We start from the raw sequence: 18049 nt of genomic DNA, 5'->3' as shown, positions 1-18049 counted from the left end.
GATGTTGCCTGTAGAGCTCGGACTGAAAAAATTAGCAACCTGCAGCGTGCCTGGAGCGGTCTGATGGTCTGCGCCGGGGCGCCCGCTCTGGAGCCAAAGTAATGCAGAAACTCCCCGATTGAAAGGGGTTGACATCGCGGCGAGAATGCCTCTATATAGAAAAAGAGTTATATATAAAAATAAATGTACCAAACCTCTGGCCTGATCAATAAGCGAACAACAAAGAGCAGAGAGTATGAGCACCTACACCGCCCTGGCGGCAGTTTTCTTTTCAGTCGTTTCCGTTTGTGCTTCTGCGCAGGGTTTCCCCGAGCGCCCGAGTGGGCTGAGCGTCCCTTATGCTGCCGGTGGCGCAGCCGACAGACCGGCGCGTTCTGCCTTCCCTGACCAATCCGAAATCACCTACCCATTTCTTGCAGCGGCCCCGACCGATCCGGTGGCCATGGCAATTTATGCAAGCGCCGGTTGTGCCGGTGCTTACGGAAGTGGCGTCGGGTTCCAGCGCGGCATGCAGGAACCCGACGCCGAAAACAAGCGCTGGCCTGATCGGGTGAGCTGATCGGTACACGCTGACCACCCCTGTGGTGAACGTCGTTTAGTTAAGTCGAAATAACAAAAAGGTTTGACAATGTTAAAGCTCGAAAACGAAATTAAGATTACCATTCATGAAGACAACACCAATCCGTTTCTGCTGGACCACTTCCAGTCGATTGGTAAGGAATACACGGCGACCACTGACTCTCTGGAAGTCATTGGCGAAATTCCGAAAGATCTGCACGGAATTTTCATGCGCAACGGTCACAACCAGGTCCATGAGCCTATCGGTGTCTACCACACCTTTGACGGCGACGGCATGATCCACGCGATCCACTTCGAGGATGGCAAGGCCGAGTACCGCAACCGGTTCGTGCGCACCACCGGGTTCCTGGCGGAGCAGGCGGCGGGCAGGTCGTTGTGGCCGGGCATGCTGGAACCCCATTTGGGCAACCGTCGTGGCTGGGGCAGCATCGGTGCGATGAAAGACAACGCCGGTACCGATGTGATCTGTCATGCCGGCAAACTGATTGCGAGTATGTCGCAGTGCAGCGAGCTGAACCGTCTGGATCCGCGTACCCTCGAAATGACCGAACCGGACCACTGGAACCTGACCATCGCCGAGCACGGTGGCATCTGCTCCCATTACAAGGTGGACAACGACACCGGCGAACTGATGTTCTTCAACTTCAGTGAGCGCCCCCCGTACATGCATTACGGGGTGCTGGACAGCAACAGCAACCTGAAACATTACGTGCCGATCGAACTGCCGGGCATTCGCTGGCCCCACGACATCGGCGTCACCAAAAATTACTCCATTCTGCACGACCTGCCGTTTATTTTTGATCCGGAGCTGCTGGCCAAGGGGGAGCGTAAGGTCACCTTCTTTAACGAGATGCCGGCGCGCTTTGGTGTCATTCCACGCCACGGTACCAACGACGACGTGAAATGGTTTGAGGCCACCCCCTGCTTCATCCTGCACCTGTCCAACTGCTATGAGAAAGGTGATTGCGTGGTGATGGAAGGCTGCATCACCACCAACCCGCGCAAGCCGGCGGTGGGCAAGCAGGACGACCGGGCGATTGACAAGATGATGAACCAGTTTGACAAGGGGGCTACCCAGTACCGCATGCACCGCTGGACGTTCAATCTGAAGACCGGGAAGACCCACGAGGAATACCTGGACGACGAAGTCACCGAGTTTCCCACGGTGAACAACGAATACGTGGGCAAGCCGTACCGTTACAGCTACAACGCCTTGTTTGGTGACAAGCCTTACTGGATGAGAGGGCTCAAAAAGTACGACCTGCTCACCAACAGTCATCAGCGCTACGAATACGGTGAAGGCCGCACCGGGGGCGAGGTTCAGGTGGGGCTGCGCAAAGGTGCGGTTGAAGAAGACGACGGTTACGTGATCACCATCGTGACCGACATGATCGAGAACCGTTCCGAGTGTGTGATTCTGGATGCCAAGGACATCAGTCAGGGTCCTGTCGCACGGATCATCCTGCCCGAGCGTGTGCCCATTGGTAACCACACCTGCTGGATTGAAGGGGATCGAATCGATGGGGAGCGGGTCTGACCGCTCTCACAAAAGGGCAGCGGTGCCGACGGCGCTGCTGCCCGCCAAACGCAGTTTTCAAACCGCTGGTTCGGGAATTGCGGGGATAATTTCGAATACCAAAGATTGTATAACCAAATCTTGACATAGGTAGTTAATCGTATTAATTTGCCCAAATCATCTCTGCGTTCACGAAGCACAAAAAAGACTCCAATTAAATAGGGGAATCCACGTGAAATTTCTTTTCGTTCCAGGTGTAAACAATACCCAGAATACATGGGCACCTGTATGTGCGGCGCTGCGCGAAGCCGGTCACGAGTGTGTGGCGGTTGATTGTCCGCCGATCGCCGATGTCGAGGAGCTGGCCAAGACGCTGTTACCCGCCGACGACAGTGAGTTTGTGGTCGTGGGCCACTCGTTTGGTGGCATGGTGGCTTTATCACTCATGGCGCTGGCTCCCGAGCGCATCCAGGGTGTGGTTCTGGTCAACAGCACCGATGGCAGCGATTCTCCGGAAGTGGCCCAGGCCCGCGCCGGCCGAGTGGAAGAGGCCCGTAATGGCGGGTATCTGAAAATCGCCGCCGGTGCCACCGCGCGCGCCTACCACCCGGACAACCTGAAGCGGGACGATCTGATGGCGAACCGCGAGCGGGAAGTGGCCGAGTATGGGGTCGAGCGTTTCGCCGCCCATCAGCTGGCCATGGGCAGTCGCCCCAACCGGGAGGCGGCGTTTGCGGCTTTCCCGAAACCGAAACTGGTCGTGGCCGCCGATAACGACGTGGTCATTCCGACTGCCAAGCAGAAGGCAATGGCAGAGCGTGTCGGTGCGGTCTATCACGAAATACCCACCACGGGGCACATGCTCCCGGCAGAAGCTCCTGAAGAGTTGGCCGGAATCATTAACGATTGGGCTCAGCAAAGCTTCTGATTGCGCGCGCAGCACATCACTGCCGGTGCCCGATAACCCGGCAGTGATGACCTTACGGAGAAACGACACATGACGAATAACCCATTACCGAACTACAGAACCTACGGGTCCGGGGACAAGACCGTATTCCTTTTGCACGGCGCATACGGGGACGGCCGATATTTTGACGACCTGGCTACCAAACTGGCGGCTGCCCATTACCGCGTGGTGGTCTGGGACTGTCCGGGGTACGGGGAGTCGGCTCCGGCAGCGGAGGCGACCATTGAGTGCTTTGCCGAAGCGGCGGAGGCTCTGATTGACAAAGAAAAGACTGCGGTCAACGTATTGCTGGGTCACTCGATGGGGGCCTTGATTGCGCCGCTGGTTGCATCCCGCTCTTCCGACCTGTCAGCCGTGATTCTGTCCGCCGGGTCGCCCGGGTTCGTGGCGCGCACACCCGAAGACCAGGCCATTTACCTGAAAGAGCGGCTGGAGCCGATCGAGAATGGGGTATCGGTCGCTGAATACGCCCGCCCGCTGATCACCCACATGATGGCAGACGGCGCCCAGGGTGAACTGGTCGATCAGGTGTTTGACGTCATCCTGTCCATGAAGACGGAAACCTTCGCCAATTCCATCCGCGCGATTTCCGCCTACGACAGCCGGCCCGCGTTGCAGAAAATTCCGGTGCCCACGTTGCTGGTTGCGGGTGCGGAAGATCCCGCCTGTACCGCCGACGGTATGCGCAAGATGGCCGAAATGGTGCCCGACAGTGAATTTCACGTCATCGACGGCTGCGGTCATTACGGGTTTGCTGAACGCCCGAAAGAGTATCTGACGATTGTGCTCGGCTTTCTGACCAGCCGGTTTGGCTGACCCGCGACAGCTTACGCACACCCCCTGAAATCACCCAGAGAACAACGAGCGTCCTATGAAAACAACACAGACCATACTCTCGATCATTCTTGCGGCCGCGTGCGCACTGCCCGGTTGGGCGGTTGCCGAGGACTTCCCCAAACGGCCCATTGAACTGGTTGTACCCTATGGAGCAGGTGGCACCACCGATGTGTTTGCTCGTTCCTTCTCACGGGTGATCAGCAAATATCTGCCCAACGAACAACGGGTCGTGGTGGTGAACAAACCCGGCGGTGCCGCCACCATCGGCATGAGTCTGGTGGCGGCGTCCAAAGCAGACGGCTACACCCTGGCGTTCACACCCAGCGGCACGCTGGAAGTCATGCCCCATTATGGCCGCACCCGCTGGTCGCTGGACGACTTCGAACCGGTGATGTCGTTTCTGGAGATTCCCGCCTCGATCAATGTTCGGAAGGATTCCGACATCAAGGACTTCGAGCAGTTCAAAGAATTTGCCAGTGCAAATCCCAACCAGTTCACCTACGCCACTTCCGGCGGAACGGGGGCGTCGACCCATCTGGCGATGGAGTACTTTTCGGAAGTGTCCGAACTGGCGGTTCGCCATATTCCGTTCGAGGGACAAGCCGCAGCCCAGTCTGCGCTGCTGGGTGGCCAGGTGATGGGCACCTTCTCGATCCCCGACATTCATAAAGGCGGCGAGATTCGGCCGCTGGTGTTTCTGACCGAAGCCAGACCGCTCAGTGAGGTCTACCAAGATATACCGACCGCCACTGAGGCGGGTGTCCCGGTGACGGCCAGTTTCCCGATGGCCATTCTGGCCCCGCAGGGTGTACCTCCCGAGCGCTTGAAGATTATCCACGACGCGTTCAAAGCGGCCATGGATGATCCGGAAGTGGTCAAGTTCTTTGACACCGCCGGCTTGCCGCGGACCTACAAGGACGGAGAAACCCTGGGCGAGGGCATGCGCGAGCGCAGTGCCAAGAACAAGCGGCTGCTCGAGCAGCTGGGGCTGATCTAGTCGTCGGGACTTCAACCGACGGGCGGTTCGCCGTTCCAGGAGCCGCCCGTCAGCAAATGCACGATAAAAAACCATCCAATAAGAAAGACAATTATGATGAACATAAAAAACACTGTATTCGCTGTTCTACTGTCCGTAACCTCAGTTTTTTCCGGGCTTGTACAAGCCGACAGCTTTCCCGAACGACCCATTGAATTAGTCGTGCCATTTGGTGCCGGCGGCACCACCGACGTGTTTGCGCGCTCGTTTGCCCGTGTGATCAACAAGTACCTCCCGAACGAGCAACGGGTGGTGGTTGTCAACAAGCCCGGTGGGGCCACCACCATTGGTATGAGCATAGTGGCGGCCGCCAAACCGGACGGCTACACCCTGGCCTTCGCGCCCGTCGGGGTGATCGAAGTCATGCCCCATTACAAGGGCCGCACCACCTGGACCCTGGACGACTTTGAACCGGTGATGTCGTTTCTGGAAATCCCGGTAGCCATCAATGTGCTTGCCTCGTCCGAGCTGCAAAACTACGAGCAGTGGCTGGAATTTGTCCAAGCCAATCCCGGCAAATTTACCTACTCCACGTCCGGCGGTACCGGGGGCGGCACACACCTGGCGATGGAAATGTTTTCGGAAATTGCCGAGGTGGATCTGCGCCACATTCCGTTTGAAGGTCAGGCCGCCGGTCAGGCCGCGCTGCTGGGGGGGCAAACCATGGGGGTCTTCTCCATCCCGGACACCCACAAAGGCGGCGAGGTCAAACCGCTGCTGTTCCTGAGTGAGGCACGGCCCACCAGTGAGGTGTACACCGATGTGCCCCACGCCCGGGATGTGGGTATTCCCTTCAGCTCGGATTTTCCGATGGGCATTCTGGCCCCCAAGGGAGTGCCGCAAGAGCGCCTGAACATTATTCACGATGCGTTTAAAGAGGCCCTCGATGACCCGGCCATAATCGCATTTTTTGAAACTTCCGGCCTGCCGATCATCTACCGGGACAGCGCCGCGCTCGACCGGGGTATCCGCCAGCGCAGCGCCGAAAACAAGAGGCTGTTGACGCAATTGGGGCTGATCAAATAACCGGCCCGCATCAGCAACCGCAGTTTCAGCAACGTTAATCACATGTACAACGGGGGGAGTATGAATCAGGGAACAGGTGCAGCGAACACACTAGAGGTCCGCAACCCTAGAACCGGTGATGTGGATTATAAATTCACACCGACGACGGCTGACGAACTGGCCTTGATCTGCTCCCGCGCCCGTGAGGCGCAGGTCAAGTGGGAAGCCATGGGTCTCGAGGGTCGCATCAAGGTGCTCAAGGCCTGGGGCGAACGCTTGAAGGCCCGGCGGCAGGAATTACTGGATGCGGTGTGTGCGGACACCGGTCGGTTCCGCGAAAGTGAGCGGGAAGTGGATCTGCCACCCCGCTGGATTGACCAGTGGGCGGACGCCGCGCGCCAGTCGCTGGCCTCGGAAGCCCAGCAGACGGCCAACCCGCTGGTGACCTCGTTTGACGACTACTCGCCTTACCCGCTGCTGGGGGTGATCAGCCCGTGGAACTTCCCCTGTGCATTGTCCCTGATGGATGCGGTGCCGGCGTTGATTGCCGGCTGTGCGGTGGTCATCAAGCCCAGTGAGGTGACCCCCCGCTTCATCGATCCGATGATGGCCACCATTGAAGAGTGTGAGGTTCTGAGAGACCTGCTGGTGTACGTGCGCGGTGCCGGGGATGTGGGTGCTGCGTTGATTGATCAGGTGGATATGGTTTGCTTCACCGGCAGCACCCAAACCGGCCGCAAGGTTGCGGTACGGGGCGCGGAGCGGTTCATTCCGGTGTTCACCGAGCTGGGCGGGAAAGACCCGGCCATCGTACTGGCCAGCGCGGATATTGAGCGCGCGACCTCGGCCATTCTGACCGGCTCCATCATGGGCGCCGGACACCAGTGCTTCTCGGTAGAACGGATCTATGTGGTCGAATCCGTGTACGAGCAGTTCGTGGAGAAACTGGTTGAGAAGGCCAAGAAAATCACCCTGAATTTCCCCGACATCAAACAGGGCGATATTGGTCCGCTGATTTTTGAGCCCCAGGCGGACATCATTCTGAACCACCTGCAGGATGCCCAGGGTAAAGGCGCCGAATGTCTGACCGGCGGGGACATTGAGGAACAGGGCGGCGGTCTGTGGTGCCGGCCGACGGTCATCGTTGGTGTGGACCACTCGATGACCATCATGGTGGAAGAAACCTTCGGCCCGGTCATGCCGGTGATGAAGGTAAAAGACGCCGACGAAGCGGTGGCCCTGGCCAACGACTCGGACTACGGCCTCAGCGCCTGTGTATTTGCCGGTACCGAGGAAGAAGGCTTGGCGGTGGCCCGCCGGATTGATGCCGGCGGCATCAGCATCAACGACGCCGGTCTGGCGCCGCACTTCATCGGCGATAAAGACGTGGCCGAGAAAACCGCGTTCAAGTGTTCCGGCCTGGGAGGGTCCCGCACCGGGGCCGAATCAATCAAGCGTTTTGTGCGCAAGCGGGCGCTGCTGTCCAATCGCTCCCAGCAGCCCTCACCCTGGTGGTACAAGGTCTGAAACCCGTCAGGCCCTGCCGCTGAGCGGCAGGGCCTGGGGCGTTTTGCGTGACGGACAACGACAAGGTAGAGACGTTCTCATGAACCCATTCAAAGTACTGTTTGCGGCGTTGACCGTAATCACCATGGCCATCCCCGGTCTCGTCACCGCGGAAGAATTTCCTGAGCGCCCCATCGAGCTGGTGGTGCCGTTTGGCGCCTGGGGGGACCACGGACGTGTTTGCACGCTCTTTTGCGCGCGTGCTGGGCAAGTACCTGCCCAACGAGCAGCGCGTGGTGGTGGTCAATAAACCCGGGGGGCGCGGCGACGATCGGGTTGAGCCTGCTGGCAGCCGCCAAGCCGGATGGCTACACCCTGGGCTTTACCCCCAGTGGCACGATGGAAATCATGCAGCATTACGGGCGCACCAGCTGGTCGGTGGACGATTTTGAACCGATTCTGGCGGTCCTCGATGTGCCCGCGTCGATCAACGTGTTCAATGATTCCGAGTTTACAGACTACGCCCAGTGGAAAGCGTACGTGGACGCCAACCCGAACAAGTTCACCTTCACCAGCTCCGGCGGTACCGGCAACGCCACCCACCTGGCCATGGAACGGTTCATGGAAGAAACCGGGGTGGAGTTGCGCCATGTGCCGTTTGAAGGCGCGGCGGCCGGCAAATCGGCCGTGTTGGGTGGTCAGGTGATGGGCAGCTTTGCCATGCCCGATCTGCATCAGGGCGGCGACATTCGCCCCCTGGTGTTTCTGACCGACGTCAAGCCGGTGGGGGAGGTCTACGACGACATTCCATTCGGTTCGGAGCTGGGTATTCCGGTGACCGTCAGCTTCCCCATGGGGGTGTTCGCGCCCCAGGGCATCTCCGCTGAACGGGCGGCCATTTTGCACGACGCGTTCAAGGCGGCCATGGACGATCCTGCGGTGATCAATGTGTTTGAGAGTTCCGGGTTACCCCAGGTCTACAAAGACGGTGCCACCTTCGCCGAGGGCATTCGTGCGCGCAGTGCGGACAACCAACGTCTGATGAAGCAACTGGGTCTGATCCAGTAATCGGGACGAGGCGAGTATGCATCAGATAACGGGCGCGGCCACCGCCATGAACGTTCGCAACCCCAGAACCGGTGCGGTGGATTATCAGTTCACCCCGACGGCCGTTGACGAACTGACCGCGGTCTGCACTCGCGCCCGTACCGCGCAGGTCCAGTGGCACGCCATGGGGCTCGAAGGCCGGATCCGGGTGCTCAAGGCCTGGGGCGAACGGCTGAAAGCCCGACGGCCGGAATTGCTGGCCGCGGTGTGTGCGGACACCGGTCGGTTCCGTGAAAGTGAGCGGGAAGTGGATTTGCCGCCCCGCTGGATTGACCAGTGGGCGGACGTCGCCCGCAGAATTCACGCCGGTGGCATCAGCATCAACGACGCCGGTCTGGCGCCGCACGTCAGTGGCGGTGACTATGTGCCGGAAAAAACGGCGTTCAAGTGTTCCGGTCTGGGCGGCTCCCGCACCGGCGCCGAATCGATCAAACGCTTTGTCCGCAAGAGAGCGCTGCTCAGCAATCGCGCCCGCCAGCCATCACCCTGGTGGTTCAGCGTGTGAGCGCGTCTGTCAACGAACCAACAACAAGAGAGAACGGTGACCTTAACTTAACTCATTGATGTAACGATAGAATGGAATATTTTATGAAGAAAATTAACGTGCTGTTTGCCGCCCTTATCGCACTGTTGGCGGCAATGCCCGGTCTGACGACAGCCGATAACTTTCCTCAGCGGCCCATCGAACTGATTGTCCCGTTTGGTGCCGGTGGGACCACCGACGTGTTTGCGCGCTCCTTTGCCCGCGTGCTCGGTAAATACCTGCCCCACGAACAACGGGTGGTGGTGGTCAACAAACCGGGCGGTGCGACCACCATCGGCATGAGCGTGCTGGCAGCCGCCAAACCGGATGGGTACACCCTGGGCTTGAGCCCCAGCGGGACAATCGAGGTCATGCAGCACTACGGGCGGACCCGATGGACGGCGGACAGCTTTGAGCCGATTCTGGCCGTGCTGGACATTCCCGCATCGATCAACGTGCTGGATTCGTCGGAATTCGAAAACTACGCCCAATGGAAGCAGTACGTGGAAGCCAATCCCGGCAAGTTCACCTTCACCACCTCCGGCGCTACCGGCGGTTCCGCGCATTTGGCCATGGAACAATTCATGGAAAAAACCGGACTGAAGCTGCGTCATATCCCGTTCGAGGGGCACGCCGCGAGCCAGGCCGCGGTCCTGGGTGGCCAGGTGATGGGCAGCTTCGCGATGCCCAACCTGCATCAGGGCGGTGAGATTCGCCCGCTGGTGTTTCTGACCGATGCCAAGCCGTTGGGCGACGACTATGCGGACACCCCGGTGGGTTCGAGTCTGGATACGCCGGTAACCGCCAGCTTTCCCATGGGGGTATTTGCGCCCAAGGGCATCCCGGCCGACCGGGTTGCCATTTTGCACGACGCGTTCAAGGCGGCCATGGACGACCCTGATGTGATCAGGTTTTACGAAACCTCCGGGTTGCCGCGGGTTTACCAGGACGGTGAGACCTTCGCAGCAGGTATTCGCCAGCGCAGTGCGGCCAACAAACGCCTGCTCAAGCAAATGGGTCTGATCAAATAACGCGGTTCGGCCGGGTACTGAAGGGTGCGGTTGGCCGGGCCAACCGCTGCCCACAATCTCCACCACCGGGGTAGATCGCGACCCGCGATGCCCCAAACAGGAAGAGAAAATATGTTTGATTTCAAAGATAAAGTTGTATGGGTCACCGGCAGTACGCTGGGTATCGGCCGCGCCACAGCCTTGCAATTTGCCCGCCTGGGTGCGGATGTGGTGATTCATGGTCTGAATGAACGGGACGAAGCCGAGAGCCTGGCGAAGGAAATCGAAGCTCTGGGCCGTCAGACCTGTGTCGTTCTGGGCGATATCAGCGACGCCCAGCAAGTGGACCGCATGGTGAGTGAGATTCAGAACAAATTCGGCCGTCTTTCGGTGCTGGTTAACTGCGCCGGTGGTTCACCGCAGAAATCCAAAATTGACGATATGACCGAAGAGGCCTGGAGCCGGATCATCGATATCAACCTGAAATCGATGTTTCTGATCACCAAGGCCGTACTGCCGATGCTGCGTCAGAGCGAAGGAGCGAACATCGTCAACTTCAGTTCCGGGGTGGTTGCCAGCGGTGGCGTACCCGGTGGCTCGGCCTACACCGCCGCCAAAGGGGGGGTAGAGGCTTACACCCGCGCCTGCGCAAAAGAACTGGCTGCAGAAGGCATCCGTGTCAACGCAGTGTCACCGGGCCTCGTGGATACTGCTTTCCACGACGTCAATGTGGCCGAGAAGTTTCCGCACCTGATTGAGAAAATTCCGCTCAAACGGGTCGGCAAGCCCGAGGATCTGGCCGGTGCCGTGGTCTATCTGGCGTCGTCGGCGGCCAGTTTTGTGACCGGAGAGATCATCCGTGTGGATGGCGGACATCAGGTCGCGTGAACCGGGACATCACCAACGATATTACAGGGTAGGCCGTCTACCCGCCTTACCGGCGGCGCACGGCCTTAACATCAAACAGTAACCACTCAGTCAGTTGCGTAGCGAATATAGCGACTCCGGAGAGCTTCCATGCACTACCGAATACTCGACCTAACCGTTTTCATTGCATTAGCGGCCCTCGGCGCCATGATCATTTACCAAAGTTATGAGCTCCCGGCGGGCTTCGGTGGCGACATGGGGAGTGGCTATTTTCCGCGCATTCTTGGCTGGATGCTGATCGGCTTTTGTGTGCTCGGGGCGGTGTCGTCTCTGTTCAGTAAAGCCGTGCACGAATTCAGCATACCCATGGCATGGCAGGTGGCGGGCACAGTGGTGCTGATGGCCCTGTTCATCTGGAGCTGGTCCACGTTTGGTTATTTCTACCTGCAACTGGCGGTTTTCTTGTTTGTGCTGCTGACGTTTTACCGCGCCTCAGTGGGCATCAACGCAAAGAGCCTGGGGCTGAACGCGCTGTTCGCGGTCATCGTCTCCGTGGCTTTTTATGTCGTCTTCAATCACTTCATGTATGTAAACGTCTAGAGGCGCGAGGATCAGATGGAAATTCTAGCCAGTTTTGACTTTGTCGCGAGTTTTTTTGCCATAGCACTGGGTTTGTTTGTCGGCATGCTGCTGGGGGCCCTGCCCGGGCTGGGCATGATCATCGGTATTACCTTGTTGTTGCCGCTTTCCTACAGTATGGACCCGGCCAGTTCGATTCTGATGTTGCTGGCGGTGTATCAGGGCGCGGAATACGGTGGATCCATCTCGGCCATTGTGCTGAAAATACCCGGTACGGCCATGGCCGCGCCCATCATGTTTGACGGGGTCCCCATGGCGGAAAACAAGTCGCCTGGTAAAGCCCTGGCCTATTCCCTGTACGGGTCCACCTTTGGCGGTCTGTTTGGCGGGGCGGTGCTGATCTTCTTCTCCGAGCCGGTGGCACGATTTGCCCTCAAGCTGGCCGATCCGGAAATTTTCTGGTTGAGCGGTCTGGGGTTGTTTGCCGTGGTGACCCTGGGGGGCGGAAACGTGTCCAAGACCGCGATCTCGGTCATCCTGGGCCTGTTTGTCGGCACCATGGGGATTGATCTGTTCTCGGGTATTCCGCGCTTTACCATGGACAGCCCCTCCCTGCTGGAAGGCCCCAACCTGATTGCTGTGGTGGTGGGCCTGTTTGCGATCTCTGAAGTACTCAACATGAACACCAAGAACATGAACCTGTCGTTCAAGTTCGAAAAGAAGGACATGAAGACATCGCTCACCTTCCGGGAAATGCTGCAGACCGTGAAAGCCATGTTTGCCGGTTCGTTCATCGGTTCGGTCATCGGGGTGCTGCCGGGTGTGGGTTCGGTGATTTCCAGTTGGTTGGCCTATTCCGGGGTCAAGAAACTCTCCAGACAGCCGGAAACCTTCGGTAAGGGCAACCCGGAAGGTATTGCGGGGCCGGATGCCTCCAATAACGCCACGGTGGGCGGGGCCTTGCTGCCGTTCCTGGCATTGGGTATTCCCGGGTCGGCGTCCATTGCGATCATTGCCGGCGCCTTCATCATTCACGGCATTACCCCGGGCCCGCAGATGATCCGCAACAACCCGGAACTGATCAACGCGCTGTACATCGGCTTCATATTCACCACCATTGGGATGTTCTTCATGGGGCGGTTCATGACCACCCTGTTTGCCAAGGCGCTGGTCACCCCCAACGCGCTGCTGGCGCCGGCCATCGTCGCCAGCTCCCTGATGGGGGTGTATTCCTCCTCGGGTAACTTCTTTGATATCTGGCTGATGCTGGGGCTGGGCGTGGTCGCGTTTTTCCTGCGCAAACTCGACTACTCCGTGGCGGGCTTTATTCTGGCGCTGGTGTTGTCGCCGATCATCGAGAAGAGTTTCCGGCGTGCGCTGGTCATTACCGACGGTGATTTCAGCGCCTTCTACAGCCGCCCATACTCGCAGGTGTTGCTGGTCATTATCGCGGGGATGATCCTGTACATGTTTTACGGGCAAATTCGCAATCTGATGAAAGCACGGGCGCGCAAGAACAGCGACAAGCTGGCCGCCAACCACTAAATATAGAGCTATATCAACAAACTACGCCGCGCTTCTGCGCGGCGTTTTTCGTTCCCGGTCATGCTCCTGATACGGGCAGGCTGCCCTTTTCCGATGCAGGTATAACTATCTATATTTATATAGATAAAAAAATGCACGTAAACTAGTTGATAAGTCAACAATGCTGATTTACGATGGCATGAAAACCAGTGAGGAATAACAACAATGACTGCAGATCTGCAAACCTGTCCTTTTTCAACGGGGTCCTTAGGCGCGCGCTTCCGTCCTTACGAGCAGGAGGGCATGTTCGCATTCTTCAAGGAGGCCCGTGCGCAGCAGCCGGTGTTCTACAACCAGGAACTGGATTGCTGGGTGGTCACCAAAAAAGCCGATATTCAGGCAATCTTCCGCGATCCGGATCGTTTTTCCGCCAGCAACTCACAATCCCCGGTCAATGCCTATTCCGCGGACGTGCATGAAATCCTGGTGGACGGCGAGTTCACCCGTGAGCCAACCCAGGCCAATACGGATCGCCCCAAACACACCCGCATACGCAATATTGCCGGACAGTTTCTGAATCAGAAACGCTTCGCCCGGTATGAAGATCAAATACGGGAGCTCACCCGCCAGCAGATCGCTACGCTTCCGCCCACGGGTACCGTCGATCTGGTTGAGGCACTGACCTACGAACTGCCGGCCAAGGTACTGTTTTTGCTGGTGGGTGTGCCACAGGAAGAGTCGTATCGGGTGAAACGGTGGTCGGATAACACCTTCAACATGATCTGGGGCAAACCGACCGAAGACGACACCATCGCCGGCGCCCGCGGGCTGGTCGAGTATTACGATTTTTGCAAAAGTGTCGTCAATGACCGCCTGGAGAGCGGTGTCGAAGGCGATGATTACGTCAGTCATCTGCTGCGCGCACGCAATGGCGATGATGCAATCCTGACCATGAACGAGATCTACAGCCTCGTGCATGGGGTGCTGGCAGCCGGTCATGAGACCACCTCGAACGGTTCGGCCAACCTGCTCTGGGCGCTGCTGAGCGATCGCGAACAATGGGACAAGCTGGTGGCTGACCGGAGTCTGATAGCGAACGCGGTGGAAGAGGGGCTGCGCTATATGACACCTTTTATTACCTGGCGTCGCATGACCCTGACCGATGTTGAAATCGGCGGCGTTGCCATCCCCGCAGGCGCCACCATTCTGATGTCGCTGGTGTCCGCGAACCACGATGAAGATTCCTTTGAGGGTCCGCTCGCGTTTGATGTTGAGCGGAAAAACGCCCGTCAACATCTGGCGTTTGGCAACGGTATTCACTTTTGCATGGGGGCTCCCCTGGCCCGTATGGAGATGAAAATTCTGCTCGAAGAGCTGACACAGCGTTATCCGAACATGCGGTTGGTCGAGAAAGACAACATCGAGTGGCCGCTCAATATGGGGTTTCGAGGCCCCGTAAAACTGTTGGTAGAGTTAGGAGAGTAAAAGATGATCACTGTATATTGGGTCTATCCGGACGGTAGCGAGCACAAAGCCTCTGTCGAAGAGGGCGTCAACCTGATGGAGGCGGCCATGGCCAACGACATCGAATCCATTTATGGCGAATGCGGCGGCTCCATGGCCTGTGCCACCTGCCACGTGGAAGTGGACGAAAGTTGCGGCATCAAAGCAGGTGAGCCTTTCGCCATGGAAAACGAAATGCTCGACATGGTGGAGTCCGGGCGCACCCCCACCAGCCGCTTGAGCTGTCAGCTGGTGGCCTCGCCGGAACTGGATGGTATCCGTCTGAAAGTGGCGTGGTAACTGACCACCCGGGCGGTGGTCTCTGAGCAGAGATAACGTGTATGGACAATCCAATAAGCAAGCCTGGGGAAGGCGCACATGCGGGGGTGGATGAAGGCCAGTATCTGGACTGGTTCAGTGCACCGGGCAGCGCCGAGAAGCAGGTAACCCTGTGTCTGAAAAATTCCCCGATGGTACTGCTTGGTTACGCCGCCAATCAGTACAAACAGTCCACCTCCAGAATTTTCCTGAAACAGTTCGGTGTGGGCAGTCTGGACTGGCGGCTGATGGTTGTTCTGTATCGTAATCCGAACATCCCGTCGAAGATGGTGGTGAACTATCTGAGAGTCGACAAAGCTGCAGTCAGTCGCACCTTGTCCCGCTTGGAGCAGCGCGGCTACGTGCGCTGGCAGCCGGATGCCAACGATGAACGGGTCAAGGTCTGGCAGCTGTCCGCCGCCGGACAAAAATTGCACGACGACATGCTGAACGTATCCGTTGAAATATATCAGCGTGTGTTGTCTCGCCTTGATGGAGCCCAGGTCGATCAGTTCAGGCAGATTCTCGAGGTGCTTATCGAGAGCATTTCCAGCCTGCCTGACGAGCTGATTGATATGCCGTCACCGGAATGGACTACTGAACATGAAAAATGAATTTGACGTTGTGATTATCGGCGCCGGGCATGCCGGCGCGCACTTGGTGAACGTGTTGGTGCGCAAAAAGTATACCGGCAGTGTGGCCCTGATCAGCGATGAAATGTTTCAGCCCTATCATCGCCCCCCCTTGTCCAAGGAATACCTGAAAACAGAACAGGTTGATTCCCGGCCGCTGCTGACCGGCGGTGCCCTGTCCAGCCCGAACATCTCGTTTATGCCGGGTTGTCGGGTGGCAGGGGGTGATTTGCAAGCCGGTTCACTGACCCTGACCAACGGCACCGAGCTGGGATTCAAACAGCTGGTGCTGGCCACCGGTGCGTCGCCGCGCAAGCTGGCGATTGAAGGCGCCGGTCTGGAGGGAATCGTCAGTCTGAAGACCCTGGCCGATGCGGAAAAAATTCGCGAAGCGCTGTTTCAGACCAAAGAACTGGTGCTCGTCGGCGGCGGTTTTATCAACCTGGAGCTGGCCTGCAGTCTGGCCGGAGAAGGCCGCACCATCACCGTTCTGGAACAGACCCCGCGACTTCTGCAGCGGGCGGTGTCGCCGGTCATGTCGGAATTTCTGAAGACCGAAGCGGAAAAACTGGGTGTCCGCATTTTATTGAACGAGGAAGTGTCCCGCTTCGAGGGCGATGGCAAACGCATCAGCCACGTGGTGACCGCCGCCGGAGAACGGTTCGAGGCGGGCCTGGCGGTGGTGGCGATCGGGTCGGTGCCTGAGTCCGGGTTGGCCGAGGATCTGGGCCTTGAGTGCACCAACGGCATCGTGGTGAACGGGCAATTGCAAGCCGCCCCCAATGTGTACGCTCTGGGGGATTGTGTGTTCTTCCCGGACCCCAGCGCCAGTCACTCGTTGCGGCTGGAATCGGTACAGAACGCGACCGACCAGGCCAATTACGTGGCGGAGGCGCTGACCGGCTCCGCTCAGGAAGAATATCACGCCATCCCCTGGTTCTGGTCGGTACAGGGCGCCAACCGCCTACAGATTGCCGGCCTCGCCAAGCCGGGCACCAGGCAAGTGATCAGTGGGGAGCCCGCTGATGCCAACTTTGCGGTTTACCATTATCTGGGCGAACAACTGTGTGCGGTCGAAACCATCAATCGGCCGGGCGAGCACATGCTGGCCCGGAAAATGTTGAAAGAGAACTTTTCACCTACTGAAGCGGAGGTGGTGCAAGGCGTCGAAGCCATAAAAGCAGCCTTGGCCTCCCGGGAGTCAAAAAATGTCTGACGTAAAACCATCCTGTCCCTTTTCCGGTGCAGAGTTCGGCGAGCGTTTCCGTCCGTTCGAACAGGAAGGCATGTTTGAATTTCTGCAAGAAGCTCGCGATTCCCAGCCGGTGTTTTACAACAAGGAGCTGGACTGCTACGTCTTGACCCGGCGGGAGGATATTCAGGCCGTGTTCCGCGACCCGGATCGGTTCTCCGCCCAGAATGCGCAGGCGCCGATCACGGGCTATTCCCCGGAAGTGGTCAAGATATTCCAGGAGGGTGGTTTTACCCGTGAACCGACCCAGACGAATGCGGACCGGCCCAAGCATACCCGCATCCGTAACATTGCCGGGCAGTTTCTGAACCAGAAAAACTTCAATCAGTACGAGTCGCAAATTCGCGAACTTACCCAGCGGGAAGTGGCGGCCCTGGAGGGCAAGAATCGGGTCGACCTGGTGGAAGAGCTGACCTACGAACTGCCGGCCAAGGTGCTGTTCCGCCTGGTGGGGGTGCCCGAGGAAGCCTCCGCGCAAGTGAAGGCGTGGGGCGAAAACCGGTTCAACATGATTTGGGGAAAGCCCACCGAAGCGGAAATGCGCGAAGGGGCGGAAAGTGTCCTCGAGTATTGGAATTTCTGTAAGGGCATAGTCGCCCAGCGGCAAGAGGAAGGGCTGGGTGAGGACTATGTCAGTCATCTGTTGCGTTCGCGCAACGGTGACGATGAGGTGCTGACCATGAACGAAGTACACAGCCTGATACACGGCGTGTTGCTGGCCGGTCATGAGACCACCTCGAACGGTTCGGCCAACATGCTCTGGGCCATGCTCAGCGACCGGGATCAATGGGAAAAGGTGGTCGCGGATCCGAGTCTGATCCCCAACGCGGTGGAAGAGGGCCTGCGCTACATGACCCCCTTCATTACCTGGCGGCGGATGGCCCTGACCGACGTGGAAATCGGCGGCGTAGCCATTCCCGCAGGCGCCACCATCCTGATGTCGCTGGTGTCGGCGAACCACGATGAAAAGCAGTTCGGCTGCCCCATGCAGTTCGATGTGGAGCGCAGAAACGCCCGTCAGCACCTGGCATTCGGCAACGGCATCCATTTTTGCATGGGTGCCCCGCTGGCCCGTCTGGAAATGAAAATCCTGCTGGAAGAACTGACCCGGCGCTTCCCGAACATGAAGCTGGCGGCGGACGAGAAAGTTGAATGGCCGCTCAACATGGGCTTCCGCGGGCCGGTCAAACTGTGGGTGGATCTGCAAGGTTAATCCTGGCATCCACAGCCGATCCGGAAACAGACCGGAGTTTTAAACCGAAAAAACCGGGGGCCAAGTGCCCCCGGT

General features: G+C 58.4%; 18 protein-coding genes. All 18 read left to right on the top strand.

Features of this window, described 5'->3' with window-relative positions:
- The first annotated feature begins 235 nt into the window (after window positions 1-235).
- A complete protein-coding gene (locus tag BG841_RS06375; protein ID WP_070056894.1) occupies window positions 236-559 on the top strand; it encodes a hypothetical protein in 324 nt (107 codons plus the stop codon).
- Between the two features lie 69 nt (window positions 560-628).
- Window positions 629-2116, top strand: a complete 1488-nt coding sequence (locus tag BG841_RS06370) for a carotenoid oxygenase family protein (RefSeq protein ID WP_070056893.1) — start codon at window positions 629-631, stop codon at window positions 2114-2116.
- Window positions 2117-2327: 211 nt separating this feature from the next.
- Window positions 2328-3023 (top strand): alpha/beta fold hydrolase, encoded by a 696-nt coding sequence (locus BG841_RS06365; RefSeq protein ID WP_070056892.1) that lies wholly within the window; start codon window positions 2328-2330, stop codon window positions 3021-3023.
- 69 nt (window positions 3024-3092) lie between these two features.
- Window positions 3093-3878, top strand: coding sequence for an alpha/beta fold hydrolase (locus BG841_RS06360; RefSeq protein ID WP_070056891.1), 786 nt, complete (start codon window positions 3093-3095; stop codon window positions 3876-3878).
- Window positions 3879-3933: 55 nt separating this feature from the next.
- Window positions 3934-4896, top strand: coding sequence for a Bug family tripartite tricarboxylate transporter substrate binding protein (locus tag BG841_RS06355; RefSeq protein WP_070056890.1), 963 nt, complete (start codon window positions 3934-3936; stop codon window positions 4894-4896).
- 201 nt (window positions 4897-5097) lie between these two features.
- Window positions 5098-5961, top strand: coding sequence for a Bug family tripartite tricarboxylate transporter substrate binding protein (locus tag BG841_RS06350; RefSeq protein WP_158007599.1), 864 nt, complete (start codon window positions 5098-5100; stop codon window positions 5959-5961).
- 42 nt (window positions 5962-6003) lie between these two features.
- Window positions 6004-7467 carry an aldehyde dehydrogenase family protein gene (locus BG841_RS06345; protein WP_322853362.1) on the top strand — a complete coding sequence of 488 codons (1464 nt, stop codon included), beginning with the start codon at window positions 6004-6006 and terminating at the stop codon, window positions 7465-7467.
- Between the two features lie 219 nt (window positions 7468-7686).
- Window positions 7687-8514, top strand: coding sequence for a tripartite tricarboxylate transporter substrate binding protein (locus BG841_RS06335; protein WP_322853361.1), 828 nt, complete (start codon window positions 7687-7689; stop codon window positions 8512-8514).
- A gap of 16 nt (window positions 8515-8530) precedes the next feature.
- Window positions 8531-9058 (top strand): aldehyde dehydrogenase family protein, encoded by a 528-nt coding sequence (locus BG841_RS06330; protein ID WP_070056885.1) that lies wholly within the window; start codon window positions 8531-8533, stop codon window positions 9056-9058.
- Window positions 9059-9141: 83 nt separating this feature from the next.
- Complete coding sequence (locus BG841_RS06325) at window positions 9142-10107, top strand: Bug family tripartite tricarboxylate transporter substrate binding protein (protein ID WP_070056884.1); 966 nt, start codon at window positions 9142-9144, stop codon at window positions 10105-10107.
- A gap of 111 nt (window positions 10108-10218) precedes the next feature.
- Window positions 10219-10974 (top strand): SDR family NAD(P)-dependent oxidoreductase, encoded by a 756-nt coding sequence (locus BG841_RS06320; RefSeq protein WP_070056883.1) that lies wholly within the window; start codon window positions 10219-10221, stop codon window positions 10972-10974.
- A 129-nt stretch (window positions 10975-11103) separates the two neighbouring features.
- On the top strand, window positions 11104-11553 hold the full coding sequence (locus tag BG841_RS06315; RefSeq protein WP_070056882.1) for a tripartite tricarboxylate transporter TctB family protein: 450 nt from the start codon (window positions 11104-11106) through the stop codon (window positions 11551-11553).
- Between the two features lie 15 nt (window positions 11554-11568).
- Complete coding sequence (locus BG841_RS06310) at window positions 11569-13077, top strand: tripartite tricarboxylate transporter permease (RefSeq protein WP_070056881.1); 1509 nt, start codon at window positions 11569-11571, stop codon at window positions 13075-13077.
- A 204-nt stretch (window positions 13078-13281) separates the two neighbouring features.
- Window positions 13282-14541, top strand: coding sequence for a cytochrome P450 (locus BG841_RS06305; RefSeq protein ID WP_070056880.1), 1260 nt, complete (start codon window positions 13282-13284; stop codon window positions 14539-14541).
- A gap of 3 nt (window positions 14542-14544) precedes the next feature.
- Window positions 14545-14859, top strand: coding sequence for a 2Fe-2S iron-sulfur cluster-binding protein (locus tag BG841_RS06300; RefSeq protein ID WP_070056879.1), 315 nt, complete (start codon window positions 14545-14547; stop codon window positions 14857-14859).
- Window positions 14860-14900: 41 nt separating this feature from the next.
- Complete coding sequence (locus BG841_RS06295) at window positions 14901-15491, top strand: MarR family winged helix-turn-helix transcriptional regulator (protein ID WP_083260195.1); 591 nt, start codon at window positions 14901-14903, stop codon at window positions 15489-15491.
- Window positions 15481-16725 (top strand): NAD(P)/FAD-dependent oxidoreductase, encoded by a 1245-nt coding sequence (locus tag BG841_RS06290; RefSeq protein ID WP_070056877.1) that lies wholly within the window; start codon window positions 15481-15483, stop codon window positions 16723-16725. The genes BG841_RS06295 and BG841_RS06290 overlap by 11 nt, the downstream gene beginning before the upstream one ends.
- Window positions 16718-17974, top strand: coding sequence for a cytochrome P450 (locus BG841_RS06285; RefSeq protein ID WP_070056876.1), 1257 nt, complete (start codon window positions 16718-16720; stop codon window positions 17972-17974). The genes BG841_RS06290 and BG841_RS06285 overlap by 8 nt, the downstream gene beginning before the upstream one ends.
- The last annotated feature ends 75 nt before the right edge of the window (window positions 17975-18049 follow it).

The sequence above is a fragment of the Marinobacter sp. X15-166B genome, assembly GCF_001752365.1.
In the GTDB taxonomy this organism is placed as follows: Bacteria; Pseudomonadota; Gammaproteobacteria; order Pseudomonadales; family Oleiphilaceae; genus Marinobacter.
The sequence above is the reverse complement of the archived record's forward strand: the minus strand, read 5'-3'. Positions and strand labels throughout refer to the sequence as shown.